General features: G+C 71.9%; 14 protein-coding genes. 6 read left to right on the top strand and 8 right to left on the bottom strand.

The window, feature by feature from the left end; genetic code table 11:
• Window positions 1-12: 12 nt before the first annotated feature.
• The 3 genes from pta (at window position 13) to pyk (ending at window position 4,835) form a co-directional block, all read left to right on the top strand.
• Window positions 13-2,103, top strand: coding sequence for a phosphate acetyltransferase (gene pta / locus IF04_RS0118380; RefSeq protein WP_030258364.1), 2,091 nt, complete (start codon window positions 13-15; stop codon window positions 2,101-2,103).
• Between the two features lie 40 nt (window positions 2,104-2,143).
• Entirely contained in the window at window positions 2,144-3,355 is a 1,212-nt protein-coding gene (locus IF04_RS0118385) for an acetate kinase (protein WP_030258367.1), read from the top strand.
• A gap of 61 nt (window positions 3,356-3,416) precedes the next feature.
• Window positions 3,417-4,835, top strand: a complete 1,419-nt coding sequence (gene pyk, locus IF04_RS0118390) for a pyruvate kinase (RefSeq protein WP_030258370.1) — start codon at window positions 3,417-3,419, stop codon at window positions 4,833-4,835.
• A gap of 113 nt (window positions 4,836-4,948) precedes the next feature.
• Here pyk and IF04_RS0118395 read toward each other — a convergent pair whose 3' ends face one another.
• The 4 genes from IF04_RS0118395 to IF04_RS0118410 all read right to left on the bottom strand — a co-directional run bounded on the left by IF04_RS0118395 (window position 4,949) and on the right by IF04_RS0118410 (window position 9,125).
• A complete protein-coding gene (locus IF04_RS0118395) occupies window positions 4,949-6,232 on the bottom strand; it encodes a hypothetical protein (protein WP_030258374.1) in 1,284 nt (427 codons plus the stop codon).
• The gene (locus tag IF04_RS0118400) at window positions 6,222-6,818 is read right to left on the bottom strand and encodes a DUF6114 domain-containing protein (RefSeq protein WP_030258378.1); all 597 of its coding nucleotides are present in this window, start codon (window positions 6,816-6,818) and stop codon (window positions 6,222-6,224) included. Before IF04_RS0118400 ends, IF04_RS0118395 begins: the two co-directional genes overlap by 11 nt.
• A gap of 142 nt (window positions 6,819-6,960) precedes the next feature.
• Complete coding sequence (locus IF04_RS0118405; RefSeq protein WP_030258381.1) at window positions 6,961-7,578, bottom strand: DUF6230 family protein; 618 nt, start codon at window positions 7,576-7,578, stop codon at window positions 6,961-6,963.
• Window positions 7,579-8,156: 578 nt separating this feature from the next.
• Window positions 8,157-9,125, bottom strand: coding sequence for a tetratricopeptide repeat protein (locus tag IF04_RS0118410; RefSeq protein WP_030258385.1), 969 nt, complete (start codon window positions 9,123-9,125; stop codon window positions 8,157-8,159).
• 359 nt (window positions 9,126-9,484) lie between these two features.
• On the opposite strand from IF04_RS0118410, the gene IF04_RS0118415 reads away from it, so the two are divergent.
• Window positions 9,485-10,162: a TetR/AcrR family transcriptional regulator gene (locus IF04_RS0118415; protein WP_030258389.1), complete on the top strand. Its 678-nt coding sequence runs from the start codon at window positions 9,485-9,487 to the stop codon at window positions 10,160-10,162.
• A gap of 21 nt (window positions 10,163-10,183) precedes the next feature.
• Here IF04_RS0118415 and IF04_RS0118420 read toward each other — a convergent pair whose 3' ends face one another.
• Together IF04_RS0118420 and IF04_RS0118425 are read right to left on the bottom strand one after the other, a co-directional pair.
• Entirely contained in the window at window positions 10,184-11,197 is a 1,014-nt protein-coding gene (locus IF04_RS0118420; protein ID WP_030258392.1) for a GDP-mannose 4,6-dehydratase, read from the bottom strand.
• Window positions 11,194-12,360 carry a UDP-N-acetylglucosamine--N-acetylmuramyl-(pentapeptide) pyrophosphoryl-undecaprenol N-acetylglucosamine transferase gene (locus IF04_RS0118425; RefSeq protein ID WP_037959873.1) on the bottom strand — a complete coding sequence of 389 codons (1,167 nt, stop codon included), beginning with the start codon at window positions 12,358-12,360 and terminating at the stop codon, window positions 11,194-11,196. The genes IF04_RS0118420 and IF04_RS0118425 overlap by 4 nt, the downstream gene beginning before the upstream one ends.
• Window positions 12,361-12,424: 64 nt before the next feature.
• On the opposite strand from IF04_RS0118425, the gene IF04_RS0118430 reads away from it, so the two are divergent.
• Window positions 12,425-13,153, top strand: a complete 729-nt coding sequence (locus IF04_RS0118430) for a response regulator transcription factor (protein ID WP_051831353.1) — start codon at window positions 12,425-12,427, stop codon at window positions 13,151-13,153.
• A complete protein-coding gene (locus tag IF04_RS0118435; protein WP_030258401.1) occupies window positions 13,150-14,544 on the top strand; it encodes a HAMP domain-containing sensor histidine kinase in 1,395 nt (464 codons plus the stop codon). The genes IF04_RS0118430 and IF04_RS0118435 overlap by 4 nt, the downstream gene beginning before the upstream one ends.
• A 19-nt stretch (window positions 14,545-14,563) precedes the next feature.
• Here the strand turns inward: IF04_RS0118435 and IF04_RS0118440 are convergent, their stop codons facing one another.
• Both IF04_RS0118440 and icmA read right to left on the bottom strand, forming a co-directional pair.
• Window positions 14,564-15,673 (bottom strand): alpha/beta fold hydrolase, encoded by a 1,110-nt coding sequence (locus IF04_RS0118440; RefSeq protein WP_030258404.1) that lies wholly within the window; start codon window positions 15,671-15,673, stop codon window positions 14,564-14,566.
• Between the two features lie 98 nt (window positions 15,674-15,771).
• On the bottom strand, window positions 15,772-17,472 hold the full coding sequence (gene icmA, locus IF04_RS0118445) for a coenzyme B12-dependent isobutyryl-CoA mutase large subunit (RefSeq protein WP_030258407.1): 1,701 nt from the start codon (window positions 17,470-17,472) through the stop codon (window positions 15,772-15,774).
• Window positions 17,473-17,545: the final 73 nt, after the last annotated feature.

A 17,545-nucleotide genomic window follows, 5' to 3' on the forward strand; every position in this document is an offset into this window, starting at 1 on the left:
CGGAGATCGCGCGTGACGCGGAGCGTGTACGTGACCGGCATCGGCCGCGGCGACGGACGGCAGGTCATCGAGCTGGGGGTCATGGAGCTGCTGACCCGCCATGTCGACCGGGTCGGGGTCTTCCGGCCGCTCGTGCACGACGACGGCCCGGACCGCCTGTTCGACCTGCTGCGGTCGCGGTACCGCCTCACCCAGCCCGCCGACTCGGTGTACGGCATGGGCTACGCGGCGGCGAGCACCCTGCAGGCCGAGCGGGGCACCGACGAGCTGGTCTCGCAGCTGGTGGACCGCTTCCACGCCGTCGCCAGGGAGTACGACTACGTCCTCGTGCTGGGCACGGACTACGCCGACACCAATCTGCCGGACGAGCTGAGCCTGAACGCACGGCTGGCGAACGAGTTCGGCGCCTCGGTGCTGCCGGTCGTCGCGGGCCGCGACCAGGAGCCGGAGTCCGTACGGGCCGAGGCCCGCAACGCCTACCGCGCCTTCGACTCCATGGGCTGCGACGTGGTCGCCATGGTCGTGAACCGGGTGGCCCCGGCCGACCGCGAGGCCGTCGTGGAGCGGCTGGCGGCGCACCTCCCGGTGCCCTGCTACGCGCTCCCCGAGGACAGCTCGCTCTCCGCGCCGACCGTCTCCCAGATCGTGCACACCCTCGGCGGCGAGGTGCTGCTCGGCGACGACTCGGGCCTCGCCCGGGACGCCCGTGACTTCGTCTTCGGCGGCGCCATGCTGCCGACGTTCCTCAAGGCGCTGACCGAGGGCGCCCTCGTGGTCGCGCCCGGGGACCGCGCCGACCTGATCATCGGCGCGCTCGCCGCGCACAGCGCCGGCGCCCCGCCCATCGCGGGCGTGCTGCTCACCCTCGGCGAGCGCCCGGGCCCGGACATCATGGCGCTGGCCGCCCGGCTGGCCCCCGGTACGCCGGTGATATCCGTGCCCGGCGGGTCCTTCCCGACGGCCGGCGAGCTCTTCGCCATCGAGGGCAAGATGAGCGCCGCCTCGCCGCGCAAGGCCGAGACCGCGCTCGGGCTGTTCGAGCGGCACGTGGACACCGTCGAGCTGACCAAGCGCATCTCGGTACTGAAGTCCGACCGCGTCACCCCGATGATGTTCGAGCACGAGCTGATCGAGCGGTCCCGCTCCGGGCGCCGCCGGGTCGTGCTGCCCGAGGGCAGCGAGGAGCGCGTGCTGCGCGCCGCCGACGTGCTGCTCCGCCGGGACGTGTGCGACCTGACGCTGCTGGGCGAGGAGGAGGCGATCCGCAAGCGCGCCGCCGACCTCTCCATCGACCTGGGCGAAGCGCAGATCATCGACCCGCAGACCGCGCCGGTGCGCGAGCGCTTCGCCGAGCGGTACGCGGAGCTGCGCGCCCACAAGGGCGTGACGTACGAGCTGGCGTACGACGTGGTCGCCGACGTGTCGTACTTCGGCACGCTGATGGTCCAGGAGGGCCTGGCCGACGGCATGGTGTCGGGCGCCGTGCACTCCACCGCCGCCACCATCCGGCCCGCCTTCGAGGTCATCAAGACCAAGCCGGACGCCCAGATCGTCTCGTCCGTCTTCTTCATGTGCCTGGCCGACCGGGTGCTGGTCTACGGCGACTGCGCGGTCAACCCGGACCCGAACGCCGAGCAGCTCGCCGACATCGCCATCCAGTCCGCCGCGACCGCCGCGCAGTTCGGCGTCGAGCCGCGGATCGCGATGCTCTCGTACTCCACCGGTACCTCCGGCTCCGGCGCGGACGTGGACAAGGTGCGCAAGGCCACCGAGCTGGTCCGCGAGCGCCGCCCGGACCTGCTGGTGGAGGGCCCGATCCAGTACGACGCCGCGGTGGACGCGAGCGTCGCCCGCACCAAGCTGCCGGAGTCCGAGGTCGCGGGCCGGGCCACCGTGCTGGTGTTCCCGGACCTGAACACCGGCAACAACACCTACAAGGCCGTGCAGCGGTCGGCCGGCGCGGTCGCCGTCGGCCCGGTGCTGCAGGGCCTGCGCAAGCCGGTCAACGACCTCTCGCGCGGCGCCCTGGTCCAGGACATCGTCAACACCGTCGCGATCACGGCCATCCAGGCCCAGGGCGGCAACGCGCCCACCGGTCGCTGACCCCGTATCCCCGCCCCGTAACCGAACCGAAAGCTTTTCCATGACTGCCGACGCCACCCGAGTCCTCGTCCTGAACTCCGGATCCTCCTCGCTGAAGTACCAGCTGCTGGACATGAACGGGGGCACCCGGCTGGCCGTGGGGCTGGTCGAGCGGATCGGCGAGCCGGCCTCGCGGCTGGTGCACACCCCGCTGGCGACCGGCGGCGAGAAGCGCGAGCGCGAGGAGCGGATGGCCGACCACGACGCCGCGCTGAAGGCCGTCGCGGACGAGCTGTCGGCGGACGGGCTGGGGCTGGACTCCCCCGAGCTGGCCGCGATCGGCCACCGGGTGGTGCACGGCGGGCTGAAGCTGACCGAGCCGACCGTCATCGACGACGCGGTACTGAAGGAGATCGAGCGGCTGGTGCCCGTGGCGCCGCTGCACAACCCCGCGAACATCACGGGCATCCGGACCGCCCAGCGGCTCCGCCCGGACCTGCCGCAGGTCGCGGTCTTCGACACCGCCTTCCACTCGACGATGCCGGAGTACGCGGCCCGGTACGCGATCGATGTGGAGACCGCGGACGCGCACCGCGTGCGCCGGTACGGCTTCCACGGCACCTCGCACGCGTACGTCTCCCGCGAGACCGCCAAGCTGCTCGGCAAGCAGCCCGAGGACGTCAACGTCATCGTGCTGCACCTGGGCAACGGCGCCTCGGCCTCGGCGGTGGCGGGCGGCCGCTGCGTGGACACCTCGATGGGGCTGACCCCGCTGGAGGGCCTGGTCATGGGCACCCGCTCGGGCGACATCGACCCGGCGGTGATCTTCCACCTGGAGCGCAACGCGGGGATGTCCAGCGAGGAGATCGACGCCCTGCTCAACAAGAAGAGCGGTCTGATCGGGCTCTGCGGCGACAACGACATGCGGGAGATCCGGCGGCGGATCGACGAGGGCGACAAGCGGGCGGCGCTCGCCTTCGACATCTACATACACCGGCTGCGCAAGTACATCGGTGCCTACACCGCGGTGCTGGGCCGGGTCGACGCGGTGGCGTTCACCGCGGGCGTCGGCGAGAACGCGGCGCCGGTGCGGGAGGCCGCGGTGCTGGGCCTGGAGGAGATGGGGCTGGCCGTGGACGCGCGGCTGAACGCCGAGCGGTCCGAGGCGGCCCGGATCATTTCCCCCGATTACGCCCGCGTGGCGGTCGCCGTGGTGCCGACCGACGAGGAGCTGGAGATCGCCAACCAGACATACGCACTGGTCAGCGCCTAGTTTTCGGCGCTTCCGCCAGGTGGAATATTCCGCTCTGAAACAAACCGATAGGATTCAGCCCATGCGCCGTTCGAAAATCGTCTGCACCCTGGGCCCTGCCGTTGACTCCTTCGATCAGCTCAAGACGCTGATCGAGGCCGGTATGAACGTGGCCCGTTTCAACATGAGCCATGGCACCCACGAGGAGCACGAGGAGCGGTATCACCGGCTCCGCAAGGCCGCCGAGGAGACCGGCCGCGCCGTCGGCGTGCTCGCCGACCTCCAGGGCCCCAAGATCCGCCTGGAGACCTTCGCCGACGGTCCGGTGGAGCTGGTGCGCGGCGACGAGTTCGTCATCACCACCGAGGACGTGGCCGGTGACAAGACCATCTGCGGTACCACCTACAAGGGCCTGCCCGGTGACGTCTCCAAGGGCGACCCGGTACTGATCAACGACGGCAACGTCGCCCTCCAGGTGATCGAGGTCGACGGCCCCCGCGTGCGCTGCATCGTCATCGAGGGCGGCGTCATCTCCGACCACAAGGGCATCAACCTGCCCGGCGCCGCGGTGAACGTGCCGGCGCTGTCCGAGAAGGACATCGAGGACCTGAAGTTCGCCCTGAACATGGGCTGCGACCTGGTCGCGCTGTCCTTCGTGCGGGACGCCAAGGACGTCCAGGACGTGCACCGCGTCATGGACGAGGTCGGCCGCCGGGTGCCGGTCATCGCCAAGGTCGAGAAGCCGCAGGCCGTCGCCAACATGGAAGAGGTCGTCGCCTCCTTCGACGGCGTCATGGTGGCCCGTGGTGACCTGGCGGTGGAGTACCCGCTGGAGAAGGTCCCGATGGTGCAGAAGCGCCTGGTGGAGATGTGCCGGCGGAACGCCAAGCCGGTGATCGTGGCGACCCAGATGATGGAGTCGATGATCACCAACTCCCGCCCGACCCGCGCCGAGGCGTCCGACGTCGCCAACGCGATCCTGGACGGCGCGGACGCGGTCATGCTCTCCGCGGAGTCCTCGGTCGGCCAGTACCCGATCCAGACCGTCAAGACGATGTCGAAGATCGTCGAGGCGGCCGAGGAGGAGCTGCTGTCCAAGGGCCTGCAGCCGCTGGTCCCGGGCAAGAAGCCGCGTACGCAGGGCGGCGCCGTGGCCCGTGCCGCCGCCGAGATGGCCGACTTCCTGAACGGCAAGGCGCTGGTGGCCTTCACCAAGTCCGGTGACACGGCCCGCCGGCTGTCCCGCTATCGCGCGGCCCAGCCGATCCTGGCCTTCACCACCGACGAGTCCACCCGCAACCAGCTCTCGCTGAGCTGGGGCGTGGAGACCTTCGTCGTGCCGCACGTGGACAACACCGACGCGATGGTCGACCTGGTCGACGCCGAGCTGCTCAAGCTCAAGCGCTACAACAAGGGCGACACGATGCTCATCACCGCCGGTTCGCCCCCCGGCGTCCCCGGCACCACCAACATGGTCCGGGTGCACCACCTGGGCGGCTGACGCTCCGGCAGGTACGCGAAAGGCCCCGCTCCTCTTCGGAGGAGCGGGGCCTTCGTGGTGCGTGGCCTCAGGCCATGAACGTGCGTGGCCTCAGATAATGAACGTGCGTGGCCTCAGGTCATGTACTGCTGCAGACCCGGGACGTGCAGGTTGCCGCCGAACTGGCCCGCCTGGTCGATCTTCACCTTGGTGAAGTAGGCGAACGGGGTGTTGATGGGCGGCGGGTGCTCCGGGTCGAAGGTGACCGGGATCAGGCCGAAGAGATTGCCCTGCAGCTTCTCGGTGTACATCGTCACCTTGCCGCCGCGGATCGTGGACGTGGAGCCCTTGCGCGCCTGGACGTGGTACTTCTTCCCGGACGTCGGGTCGTCGACGATCTGGTGCAGGTCGCCGATGTCCACGCTGTCGGCGGTGAACTTCAGGGCCTGCTTGGTGCTGCCGTTCTGGGTGGTGACGTTGACGACGCCCTCGTAGTCCAGGCCGCGCAGGGTGAGCGCGGAGGACTCCAGGTGCCAGGGGTCGTCGGGCAGGGTGACGGGGGTCTGCTCGTCCTTGCCCTTCTGCTTGTTCTCAACGACGCAGGGATAACCCTTCTTGCCGTTGGCGTCCGTGCCGTCCAGGCCGCCGCCGGGCAGGACGTTGTCGACCGTGCCGACGGCACCGTGGACGGTGTCGTTGACGGCCTTCGAGCCGCCCGAGAGCGACTCGCCCGCCTTGCCGACGCCGTCCTTGACGCCGTCGACGGTGTCCTCGACCGGCTTGGTGACCTTGCCGGTGGCGGAGTCCTCCGTGCCCGCGGAGTCTTCCTTGGACGCGGCCTCGGACTCGGACGCCGACGGGGACGGGCTCGGCGAGGCGGTGGACTCCTCGTCGGACTTGTCGCCGCCGAGCAGACCGCCGAGCGCGTCACCGACGCCGCCCAGCAGGCCGCCGTCCTTCTTCTCCTCCTCGGGGGAGGCGGACGGCGAGGGCGTCGCGGAGTCCGACGGCTCGTCGGCCGGGTCGGCGGACGGCTCGGACGTCTTGCCGCCGTCGGTGCCGGAGGGCGAGGGCTTCGCGGACGGCTCGGCGGTTTCCTTGCCGTCCTTCTTGTCCTTGTCCTCGGCCTTGTCCTTCGCCTTGTCCTTGGCGTCGGTGTCCTTCTTGTCCTCCACCTTGTCCGGGGCGGTCACGCACGGACCGTCCCGGAAGGGGCTCTCCGGGGGCTTGGGCTTGGCCATGGCCAGCTGGGGCGTGAGCCCCATGCCCATGAGCACGGCGGAGGGCATGGCGGCGATGGCTATCGCCTTGCCGGCGGGCACGTGCAACCGCGTCAGCAGCGGCTTCCTCGGCGCCGCGTGCCGCCCGGATCTCGCCCCGGCGGCTGCGCCCTCGTCGTGCAGCTCATCACCCGGCACGGTGCCTCCCGTTCGTCCCGTTGGTCGGGCTCTTACCTGACAGGTCGTCCAGTACGCCGCGCGAACCGCCCGCTCCGGCCGCCGCGGGCCGCCCGCCGCCGAACGGGTCGAACCCGTCGTCGGAGCCGTCGCCCGCGTGCTCGGGCCCGCCGCCGTCGGTGTCCTCGGTGACGGACGTGGCCGGCGCCGGCTTGCCGGGGGCCCAGGAGACCGCCAGCGCACCGCCGATCAGCCCCAGCAGGAAGCCGATCAGGAAGGCGCCGAAGTTGGAGACGACCAGGGAGACCAGTGACAGCAGGATCGCCGCGACACCGGCGAACACCCGCGAAGCGGGCTGGAACCACATGGTCAGACCGAGCACGACCAGCAGCACGCCGATGATCAGCGAGCCCGCCCCCGCCGTCGTCGCCATGCGGACGGTCAGGGAACCGATCGTGAGGTTCGCGTAAGGGATGTACATGATCGGGATGCCGGCGAGCAGGGTCAGCAACCCGGCCCAGTACGGGCGTTGTCCCCGCCAAACCCGGAACGAACGGCGCTGCCGGCCGATTGTCTCGCTCAGCCGTGGTCGCGTGTCGGCGCTCATCTCGTACAGCTCCTCGGGACTGGCAATTCGGTGGTACGTGAGCTGGTGGTGCTCGGTGCTTGTCGGCGCCCGGCGCACGGGCACAGGGAGGCGGCCCCAAAAGGCCTGGCGTTCGGTCCCCCGTGCCCGCACGCTCAGTGCGTCAGTAGCACTCGTTCTTGCCCGCGGAGACCTTCATCTTCAGGCCGCTGAGCTTGAACGTGCCGGCGGTGGTCGCCCACGCCGTCTGCTTGACTCCGGTCAGGACGGCCGTGTCGGCCTCCTGGGCGAACGAACCGGGGTCGGCCTTGTCGCCCTTCTTGATGCCGGGGCCCTTGGACGTCGAACCCGCGGCAACACCGATGTTGATGTTGTTGAAGGTCGCGTCCGCTTCCAGCTGGTCCAGGTCGATGTAGAGGTTCTTCGCCTCGACCGGCGTGTCACCGCCACCCGCCTGGAGCTTCATCGACACGTCACCGAAGACCGGGACGGGCACGACGACCGACTGGCACAGGTTCTTGATCTTGGCGCTGGAGAACGCCGAGACCGCCACCGGGATCTGCTTGCCGCCCTTCTGGGCGTCAACGGCTCCGTACTGGACGAAGCCGGTGCCGTCCAGGCGGTCGGTGGCCACCTTGAACTGCTGGCCGGACACGCTGAACGACGCGGCCAGCGCACCCTGCGAGAGGGCCACGCCGATCGCGGCCGTCGCAGCGACGCTCGGCACCATGACGACGGCGAACCGCTTCCATCTGGTCCCGCCACGAGCCAGGGACTCCATGACTTTCCTCCTTCTCGGACGTACATCTCCGGCACCGGCCGCTCGGGTCATGGATACGGCCGCACCTGGGATGGGAGAAGTGCTACGTCCTCGGGAAGGAGAGCGCCCGCTTCGGAGTTCGTACCTTCCGAATCACCGGCGATCACCCCCGAGCGACAACCACTGGCCACGCTCTCGCGCAACCTCTCTGGACAGGCTCCGCCGGAATGGCGAAGACCCCCCTGTCCCGACCGGCGCCACTGCCGCCGGCCACCCGGTGGGGACCCGTCTCCCGCGGCTTCCGATTGGGTACCGGACTGCGGAGTAACGGACCGAGCTTGGCTGATCGTGGTCCATTCGGAGCCGCCGCACAAGGGGCTCGTTACCTACGAGTAACAGAGAAATAACTGGCCCTGTACCGAGGGAAACCACCCCGGTACGCAGGGTCGCCTTTAACGCGGAAGAAACATCCGGAAATTACGCCCAAAGCGCGCGAAACTACGCCAGCGCTCTTACTCCAAGTAACAGCGGCCACGCTTACCAAGTTTTGGTAAAACGTGGCCGCCGTTCCGTTTGAGGAGGGAGGAGTTGGCGGGTCGTCAGAAGAGAACGCGGGCCAGAGCCGTACGCGCGCTCACGACGCGCGGGTCGTCGCTGCCGATGACCTCGAAGAGCTCCAGCAGCCGCACCCGGGCCGCCTCGCGGTCGTCGCCCGCCGTGCGCTTCACGACGTCGACCAGCCGCCCGAAGGCGTCCTCCACGTGCCCGCCGACCAGGTCGAGATCGGCCGCGCGGATCTGCGCCTGCACGTCGGCCGGGCCCTCGGCCGCCTCCTTGCGCACCGCCTGCGGGTCGAGGTCCTGCACGCGGTGCAGCAGCTCGGCCTGCGCGAGGCCGAGCTTCGCCTCGGGGTTGGCCGGGTCGTCGGAGAGCACGTTCTTGTACGCCTGGATGGCGCCGCCGAGGTCACCGGAGTCCAGCGCCTGGGTCGCGGCCTCCAGCAGCGCGTCGTACGGACCGGCCGGGACGGGCGCCTCGACGGGCTCCTCGCCGCCCTGCTCCGCCGGGTCGACGGGCGCGCCGACGATGCCGAACTGCTGCTCCGCGGCCTGCACGAGCTGGTCCAGCACCTGCCGGATCTGCGCCTCCGGGGCCGCACCCTGGAACAGCGGGATCGGCTGGCCCGCGACGACGGCGAACACCGCCGGGATGCCCTGCACACCGAACTGCTGGAAAAGGGCCTGATTGCTGTCTACGTCGATCTTGGCGAGCACGAACTTGCCGGCGTACTCCGCCGCCAGGCGCTCCAGCAGCGGGCCCAGCTGCTTGCACGGCTCGCACCACTCGGCCCAGAAGTCGATGACGACCGGGACCTCGGTGGAGCGCTGCAGGATCTCCTGCTGGAACCCCGCCTCGTCGACGTCGACCACGAGCCGGCCGGCCTTCGGGGCCTGGCCGGTACGCGCCGCCTCGGCGCGCGACTGTTCCGCTTTCTGCTTCGCTTCCCCGGCCGCCTTCACCGCGGCGAGGTCGACCACTCCACTCATGGACATATTGCGTGGCTGCATGGTCCCATCCTCCCCCCTGAGCGGGCCGTTCCGGAAAGCGGTGCGGAAAATCCAGGGCCCCCATGGCCCTGGACCCCGCGAGGTGAGCTCCGTACCCTGCCGCGCATCCCGCCGGATTGCCTGAAGCGGGCCGGAGACGGAGCTCTGTGGTGGTCCCGAGGAGGACCGGTATGTGAGGGTCCCCCCGAGGAGGACCGGTCTGTGGTCGGCCGGGGTCCCCACCCGCGGCCAGTGTGGCGTCGCTCTTTCGCTACGAGTCGTAGCGTAACTCTCCGGTCCCCCGCCGCCGCAAGCGCGCGGGGCCGCCGCGTTGGTGATCTCTCTCACCCGTCTCGGACGCCCCGCGCCTACCGGCCGGTATGGTCGGCCGCATGCAGTGCTCTCCCACCGGCCCCCGCAAGGGGCGCGCCCGCCTCACCGGCCGCACGGGACGCCCGCGCAGCGCCGCGGCCGACGCCGCGATCCTGGAGGCCACCCGCGCGGCGCTCGTCGAGCTGGGCTGGGGGAAGCTCACGATGGGCGACGTGGCCGCGCGCGCCAAGGTCGCCAAGACCACGCTGTACCGCCGCTGGGCCGGCAAGAACGAACTGGTACTGGACGCCGTCGCGGTCCTCTTCGACGAGCTGGAGCTCCCCGACCGGGGCTCCCTGAAGGACGACATCGAGGGCGTGGTGCTGCAGTTCGCCGCGCTGCTCGCCCGCCCGGAGACCAAGACCGCGCTGATGGCGGTGGTCGCCGAGTCCACCACGGACGACGCGCTGCGCACCCGGATCCGCGAGGCCGTCGTGGAGCGGCAGAAGCGGCTGGTGGTGCAGGGCCGACAGCGCGCGCAGCGGCGCGGCGAACTGCCGCCGGACGGCGGCGGCCCCGAGGGCGCGGCCGCCGCGGCCCGCAGCGTGGACCTGATCTTCGATGTGATCGCGGGCGCGGTGGTGCACCGCGCCCTGGTCAGCGGCGAACCGGTCGACGCGGCCTGGGCGGCCCGCTTCACCACGCTGCTGCTCGCGGGGCTGCGGGGGCTGGAGAGCAGGGACTGAGCGCGGGCCGCACCGGAGCCCTCAGACCTGGTAGCGATCCGCCGGAAAGAGGTGCAGGTGCCCGCCGACCCAGTCCGAGGTCCGCCGCAGCCCCACCTCCAGGGACACCTTCGGCTGCCAGCCGGACAGCTCCCGGGCCCGTGCGTTGTCCGACAGCAGCCGCTCCACCTCGCTGCCCGAGGGCCGCAGCCGCGCCGGGTCCACGACCACCTTCGCGGGCCGGCCGGAGGCCGCGATCAGCTCTTCCGCGAGCTGCCCGATGGAGATCTCCCGCCCCGTACCGAGGTTGACGACCTCCCCCACCGCCCGGTCGCACTCCGCCATCGCCAGAAAGCCTTCGGCGGTGTCCGTGACATAGGTGAAGTCGCGGGTCGGCGTGAGGGAGCCGAGCCGGATCTCGCGGGCGCCGGAGTGCAGTTGGGCGAGGATCGTGGGGATCACGGCGCGGGCCGACTGCCTCGGCCCGTAGGTGTTGAACGGGCGGACCACGGTGACCGGCAGCTCGAAGGCGTGCCAGTGGGACAGCGCCATCATGTCGGCGCCGATCTTCGAGGCGGAGTACGGGGACTGCGGCTGGAGCGGGTGGTTCTCGGCGATGGGCGCGGTACGCGCGGTCCCGTACACCTCGCTGGTGGAGGTGTGGACGAGCCGCCGCACGCCGTGCAGCCGGGCGGCCTCGCACACGTTCTCCGTACCGACCACATTGGTCTGCACGTACGCGCCGGGCGAGTCATAGCTGTACGGGATGCCGATCAGCGCGGCGAGGTGGAAGACCGTGTCGCAGCCGGCCACCGCGTCCCGCACCCGGCCCGCGTCGCGGATGTCGCCCGCCAGCATCTCGACCGGGCCGTCCGGGCGCAGGTACCGGGCCAGGTGGCCCTTCTCGGCGTACGGCTTGTAGTGGACCAGCGCCCTGACCTGCGCGCCCCGCGCGACGAGCAGGTCGACGAGTGTGGAGCCGATGAACCCCTCGGCGCCGGTGACGAGGACCCGGCGGCCCTGCCAGGGGTTGTAGGGGGTGTGCTGCGTGGTCATGCGTACTCCTTCGGAGAGATCGGGTGTGTGGCGGGGGTGGTCCGGCCGGCCAGCCGGAGGACCTTCGCCGCCAGCAGGTCGGCGGCGCGGGCGTGGGTGCCCGGGTCGGCCGCGGCGCCCATCGCCGCCAGCCGGGCCGGGTCGTCCAGGAGCGGGCCGACGACAGCGTCGAGGCGCTCGGCGGTGGTCTCGGCATCCGGCAGCAGCAGCGCCGCGCCGGCGTCGGACAGCACCCGCGCGTTGTGCGTCTGGTGGTCGCCGGGCGCGTGCGGATACGGGACGAGGACCGCGGGCATCCCGATCGTGGCCAGCTCCGCGACGGTCGCCGAGCCGGCCCGGCACACCACCAGGTCGGCGGCGGCGTAGGCGAGGTCCATCCGGTCCAGGTACGGGACCGCCTCCGCGACCGCCGCGCCGCCCCCGGCGACCAGCCGCTCGCGCGCCGCGGCCAGCGCGTCCGGGCCGGTCTTGATCAGCACCCGCAGGTCCGGGCGGTTGCGGTGCCGGGCGGCGAGCCCGATGGCGGCCTCGGTGAGCCGGGCCGCGCCCAGGCTGCCGCCGTTGACGAGCAGCAGCCGGGCACCGTCCGGGACGCCCAGGGCCCGGCGGGCGGGGCCGCGCAGCGCCGCCCGGTCCAGCCCGGCGAGCGGCCCGGACAGCGGCATGCCGACCGTCTCGGCCCGCTCGCCGCCCGGCAGATGCGCCCGGCTGCGGTCGAAAGCGAGGGCGATGTGCGGGGTGAGCCGCGCGGCGAACGTGTTGGCCCGGCCCGGTACCGCGTTGGACTCGTGGATCAGGCTCGGCAGCCCCGCCAGCCGGGCGCCCACGATCACCGGCGCGCTGGGGTAACCGCCCATGCCGACCGCGACCTGCGCACCCTGCGCGCGCAGGATCGCCCGGCACTGGGCACCGGACTTCAGCAGGGCCGCGGGCAGCAGATAGCGCCGGGCGCCCAGCGCCGGATCGAAGGGGATCATGTCGACGGTGTGCAGGCGGTACCCGGCCCGCGGGATCAGCCGCTTCTCCAGCCCGCGTTCGGTACCGACGAAGGAGATCACCGCGTCGGGCACGGCGCGGCGCAGCGCGTCGGCGAGGGCGAGCCCCGGATAGATGTGGCCGCCGGTGCCCCCGGCACCGATGACGACGGAGAGTGGTGTGCGCATGGCCGCCACGCTCGTCGCGCGCCCTAAGAAGGTTCTAAGAGCGCCGTTTGGCAGCCTTGGGGCCATGCCACCGACCGAATCGCCCCTGCCGCCCCCGGGCGCCGCCCCGCCCGCGCCCCGCATCCTGGTCGTCGACGACGACGCGGAGGTGCGGGCGGCCGTCGAGGACGGGCTGACCGTGGAGGGGTACCGGGTACGCGGCGCGGCCGACGGGCTGGCCGCGCTGAGCGCGGTCGCGGAGTGGCAGCCGGACGCGCTCGTACTGGACGTGATGATGCCCGTACTGGACGGCCTCGCGGTCTGCCGGCGGCTGCGCGCGCTGGGCGACCGCACGCCCGTCCTCGTCCTGACCGCCCTGGACGCGGTGAGCGAGCGGGTGGACGGGCTGGACGCCGGCGCCGACGACTACCTCGTCAAGCCCTTCGCGCTGGACGAACTGACCGCCCGGCTGCGGGCCCTGCTGCGCCGCGTCGCCGCGCCGAACGCCGAGGATGCCGCGCTGACCGTCGCCGACCTGGTGCTCGATCCGGCCACCCGCACCGGGCGCCGGGCCGGCCGCCGGCTGGAGTTCAGCCGCACCGAGTGGGCCCTGCTGGAGCTGTTCGCGCGCAACCCCGGCCAGGTCATGCCGCGCGAGGTGATCCTGGAGCGGGTCTGGGGCCGCGACTTCGGCCCGGCCTCCAACTCCCTTGCGGTGTACGTGGGTTATCTGCGGCGCAAGCTGGAGGCGGGCGGCGAGGCACGTCTGCTGCACACCGTGCACGGTGTCGGCTACCGGCTGGGTGAGGAGTGAGCGGCCGCCGCGGGCTCGGCGCGCCCTGGCGGCGGCGCCGGCCGCTGCGGACCCGGCTGGCGCTGGCCGCCTCGGCGGCCGTGGCGCTGGTCGCGGTCGGCGTGTGCACCGCCGCGTTCGTCATCATCCGGTACGCCATGGGCCACCAGCTGGAGCTGAACCTCACCCAGTCGGCGACCCTGGTCATGCAGCAGAACCGGGGCGAGGGACCGAGCGTCGTGGCCGGTGAGTGCCGCTACCTGGCGGCCCCCGCCTGCTCCCAGATCGTCCCCGCGGACCCCGCCGCCGATCCCTCCCGGCCCTATCTGCTGCCGGTCACCGACGCCACCCGCGAGGTCGCCGCCGGCCGGCACGCCGCGTACTACAGCGAGTTCACCCTGCACGGCCGCCCGGCCCGGATGCTCACCCAGCATTTCCGGGACGGCATGGCGGTGCAGGTGGCGCTGCGCGCGGACACCGTGGAGAAGGGGGTGCGGCAGGCCGCCTGGATGCTGACGGCGGTGGGCGGTGCGGGCGTGCTGCTGGCCGCCGCGCTCGGCTACTGGGTGTCCCGTACGGGCCTGGCGCCCGTGGCCCGGCTGACCGCGGCGGCGGAACGGATCGCCGCGACCCGCGACGCCGGGCACCGCATCGAACTGCCCGCCGGGCCGCCCGGCCGCGAGGACGAGCTGACCCGGCTGGCGGCCAGCTTCAACACCATGCTCGGCGAGCTGGAGCAGTCGGTCACCGCCCAGCGCCGGCTGGTCGCCGACGCCTCCCACGAGCTGCGCACACCGCTGACGGCGCTGCGTACCAACGCCGAACTCCTCGCCCGCGCCGACCGGCTGACCGAAGCCCAGCGCGACCGGGCGTCCGCGGCGCTCGGCCGCCAGCTGCGCGAGGTGACCACGCTGGTCAACGACCTGATCGAGCTGGCCCGCGACGAGGAACCGCAGCCGCTGGTCGAGGAGGTACGCCCCGCCGCGCTGCTGGAGCACGCGGCCGCCGCGGCCCGGGAACACTGGCCCGCGATCGCCTTCACCGTACGGACCGACGCGCGCGCCGCCGCGGATTCCGTGCCCGGCGTACCGGCCCGGCTGGCCCGGCTGCTCTCGAACCTGCTCGACAACGCGGCCAAGTTCTCGCCGCCCGGCGGCCCGGTCGAGGCGGAGCTGACCGCCCCGCCGGGCGCGCTGGAGATCACGGTCCGGGACCACGGCCCGGGCATCGCCGCCGAGGACCTGCCGCACGTCTTCGACCGCTTCTACCGCGCCCGGGCGGCCCGCACGCTCCCCGGCTCGGGGCTGGGCCTGGCGATGGCCCGGCAGATCGCCCGCGCGCACCGGGCCGAGCTGACCGCGGAGCGGGCGCCGGGCGGCGGGGCGCTGTTCCGGCTGCGGTTCCCGCGCTAGCGGCGCCGCGCCGGACGCGTCAGTGGCCCGCCTGCTGCCAGGCGCAACTGCCCAGCGTGGCCTGCCCGCCGGCCACCAGCTTCTCGGCCGTGGCGGCCTTCGCCATCTCGCTGTGGCCGTTGACGCAGATCACCGTGCGGTCCGGGTACCCGGCCAGGTCGACCAGGATCTGGTCCCAGTGCCGGTACTGCACGTCGTGCCCGGAGTCGGCGTAGGAGCGCACCACCGGCTTGCCCGGCAGGTGCTGCTGCCAGGTAGCGATGGTGCTCGGCGGAACGGTGGTGTCCTTCTTGCCGCTGTAGAGGAGGACCGGCGCGGTGAGCTTCGACAGGTCGGGGCCCGGCCGCTCGCAGTACAGCTTCTGCTCGTGCACCTGCGGCGCCGGGTCCGCCTGCTGGCCGCGCTGGTTGTAGGTGCGCGCGCCCTCTTCGTACGCGGTGTCGGCGAAGCCCGGGATCTGCTTCGTCGGGCTGTCGTCGGGGAACGCCCACCACTTGCGGGGGTCGGCGATCGTGGGGGCGAGCTGCTTGCCCAGCTCCTCGTCGGAGAGCGCGCAGTAGTCCGGCGTCCTGCCGTACGGGGGCAGCGCGGCGGCCAGGTGCAGCGCCTCGATGCGCTGCGGTGCCCGGCCCGCGAGCTCGGCGGCGTACGGCCCGCCGCCCGAGATCGCGATCACGCTCGTCTTCTGCACGCCGATCCGGTCCAGGACGTCCAGCGCGTCCTTCGCGAAGTCGGCCTTGCCCAGGTCCTTGTCGTACGCGGTGTCGCCAAAGCCGTTCCGCTCGACCGATATCAGCCGCAGATTCAGCGATTCGCGCGTACTGCGGAAGAAATCCGTCATGTGCGCGGCGCGGGCGCTGGTGCCCGTACCGCCGATGAACAGCACGGGCTTGCCGTCCCGCGGTCCCTCGTCGATGTAGTGCGCGGTGCGCCCCGAGGACACCTTCGCGGCCTGCACTTCGGGCCCGAGCGAGTCGAAGTCGTCCTGGACGCGGGCCTCGTGGAGGCCGGCCGCGTGCGGCTCCGGCGCGGGTCCGGCGGTCGCGGGCGTGCTGATGACCGCGGAGCCGGCCAGCAGGGCGGTGGCGAGGGCTGCGGTGCCGACGGCGGTCAGAGCGGGTCTTTTCACGTACGTCTCCCGGAGGGGCAGGTGGATGTAGACCGCACCCGCCTACCCCGGCCGTCCGGAAGAACGCCACGGATTCCGTTGTCTGCCCGGAGGCAGTTCTAGAAGCCCGCGGGCTCCGTGTACACGCCCCACTCGTCCCGGAGCGCGTCGCAGATCTCGCCGAGGGTGGCCTCCGCGCGGACCGCTTCGAGCATGGGCTCGATCATGTTGCGGCCGTCGCGGGCCGCGGCCAGCATGCCGTCCAGCGCGGTGCGCACCGCCGCGTCGTCGCGGGCCGCCTTGCGGCCGCCGAGGATGCGCACCTGCTCGCGCTCGACCTCGTGGCTGACCCGCAGGATCTCCAGATCGCCGGTGACCGAGCCGTGGTGGCAGTTGACGCCGACGACCTTCTTGTCGCCCTTCTCCAGCGCCTGCTGGTACTGGAAGGCGGACTCGGCGATCTCGCCGGTGAACCAGCCGTCCTCGATGCCGCGCAGGATGCCGGAGGTCATCGGGCCGATCAGGTGCTGCCCATCGGGGACGGCGCGGGCGCCGCGCTCCTTGATCCGGTCGAAGATCTTCTCGGCGTCCGCCTCGATCCGGTCGGTGAGCTGCTCGATGTACCACGAACCGCCCAGCGGGTCCGCGACGTTGGCGACGCCGGTCTCCTCCATCAGCACCTGCTGCGTGCGCAGCGCGATCTCGGCGGCCTGCTCGCTGGGCAGGGCGAGGGTCTCGTCCAGCGCGTTGGTGTGCAGCGAGTTGGTGCCGCCGAGGACGGCGGCCAGGGCCTCGACCGCGGTCCGTACGACGTTGTTGTACGGCTGCTGGGCGGTCAGCGAGACGCCCGCGGTCTGTGTGTGGAACCGCAGCCACTGCGCCTTCTCGCTGGTCGCGCCGTACACATCGCGCATCCAGCGGGCCCAGATCCGGCGCGCGGCGCGGAACTTGGCGATCTCCTCGAAGAAGTCGAGATGCGCGTCGAAGAAGAAGGACAGGCCGGGCGCGAACGTGTTCACGTCGAGGCCGCGGGACAGCCCCAGCTCCACGTACCCGAACCCGTCGGCGAGGGTGTACGCCAGCTCCTGCGCGGCCGTCGAGCCCGCCTCGCGGATGTGGTACCCGGAGACCGAGAGCGGCTTGTAGTCCGGGATGGAGCGCGCGCAGTGCTCCATCAGGTCGCCGATCAGGCGCAGATGCGGCTCCGGTTGGAAGAGCCACTCCTTCTGCGCGATGTACTCCTTGAAGATGTCGGTCTGGAGCGTGCCGTTGAGGACGCCGGGGTCGACGCCCTGGCGCTCGGCGGCGACCAGGTACATGCAGAAGACCGGGACGGCCGGGCCGCTGATCGTCATCGAGGTCGTGACGTCGCCGAGCGGGATGTCCTTGAAGAGGACCTCCATGTCGGCGGCGGAGTCGATGGCGACGCCGCAGTGGCCGACCTCGCCGAGCGAGCGCGGGTCGTCGGAGTCGCGGCCCATCAGGGTCGGCATGTCGAAGGCGACGGACAGGCCGCCGCCGCCCGCCTTGAGGATCATCTTGTACCGCTCGTTCGTCTGCTCGGCGTTGCCGAAGCCCGCGAACTGGCGGATGGTCCAGGTCCGGCCCCGGTAGCCGGTCGGGTACAGGCCGCGCGTGAAGGGGTACTCGCCGGGCCAGCCGATCCGCTCGAAGCCTTCGTAGGCGTCGCCGGGGCGGGGGCCGTAGACCGGGTCGACCGGGTCGCCCGAGAGGGTACTGAAGTCCGCGTCGCGCTTGCGTGCGGAGTCGTACCGGGCCTGCCAGCGGCGGCGGCCCTCTTCGATCGCGTGAGCGTCCATGCCACCAATTTACTTGGACGTCCTAGTAAATGTAAGTACTAGGACGCCCTAGTACTTGTGCAGGGCGGTCCGC

Source organism: Streptomyces violens (assembly GCF_000717745.1).
GTDB classification, from domain to species: Bacteria; Actinomycetota; Actinomycetes; order Streptomycetales; family Streptomycetaceae; genus Streptomyces; species Streptomyces violens.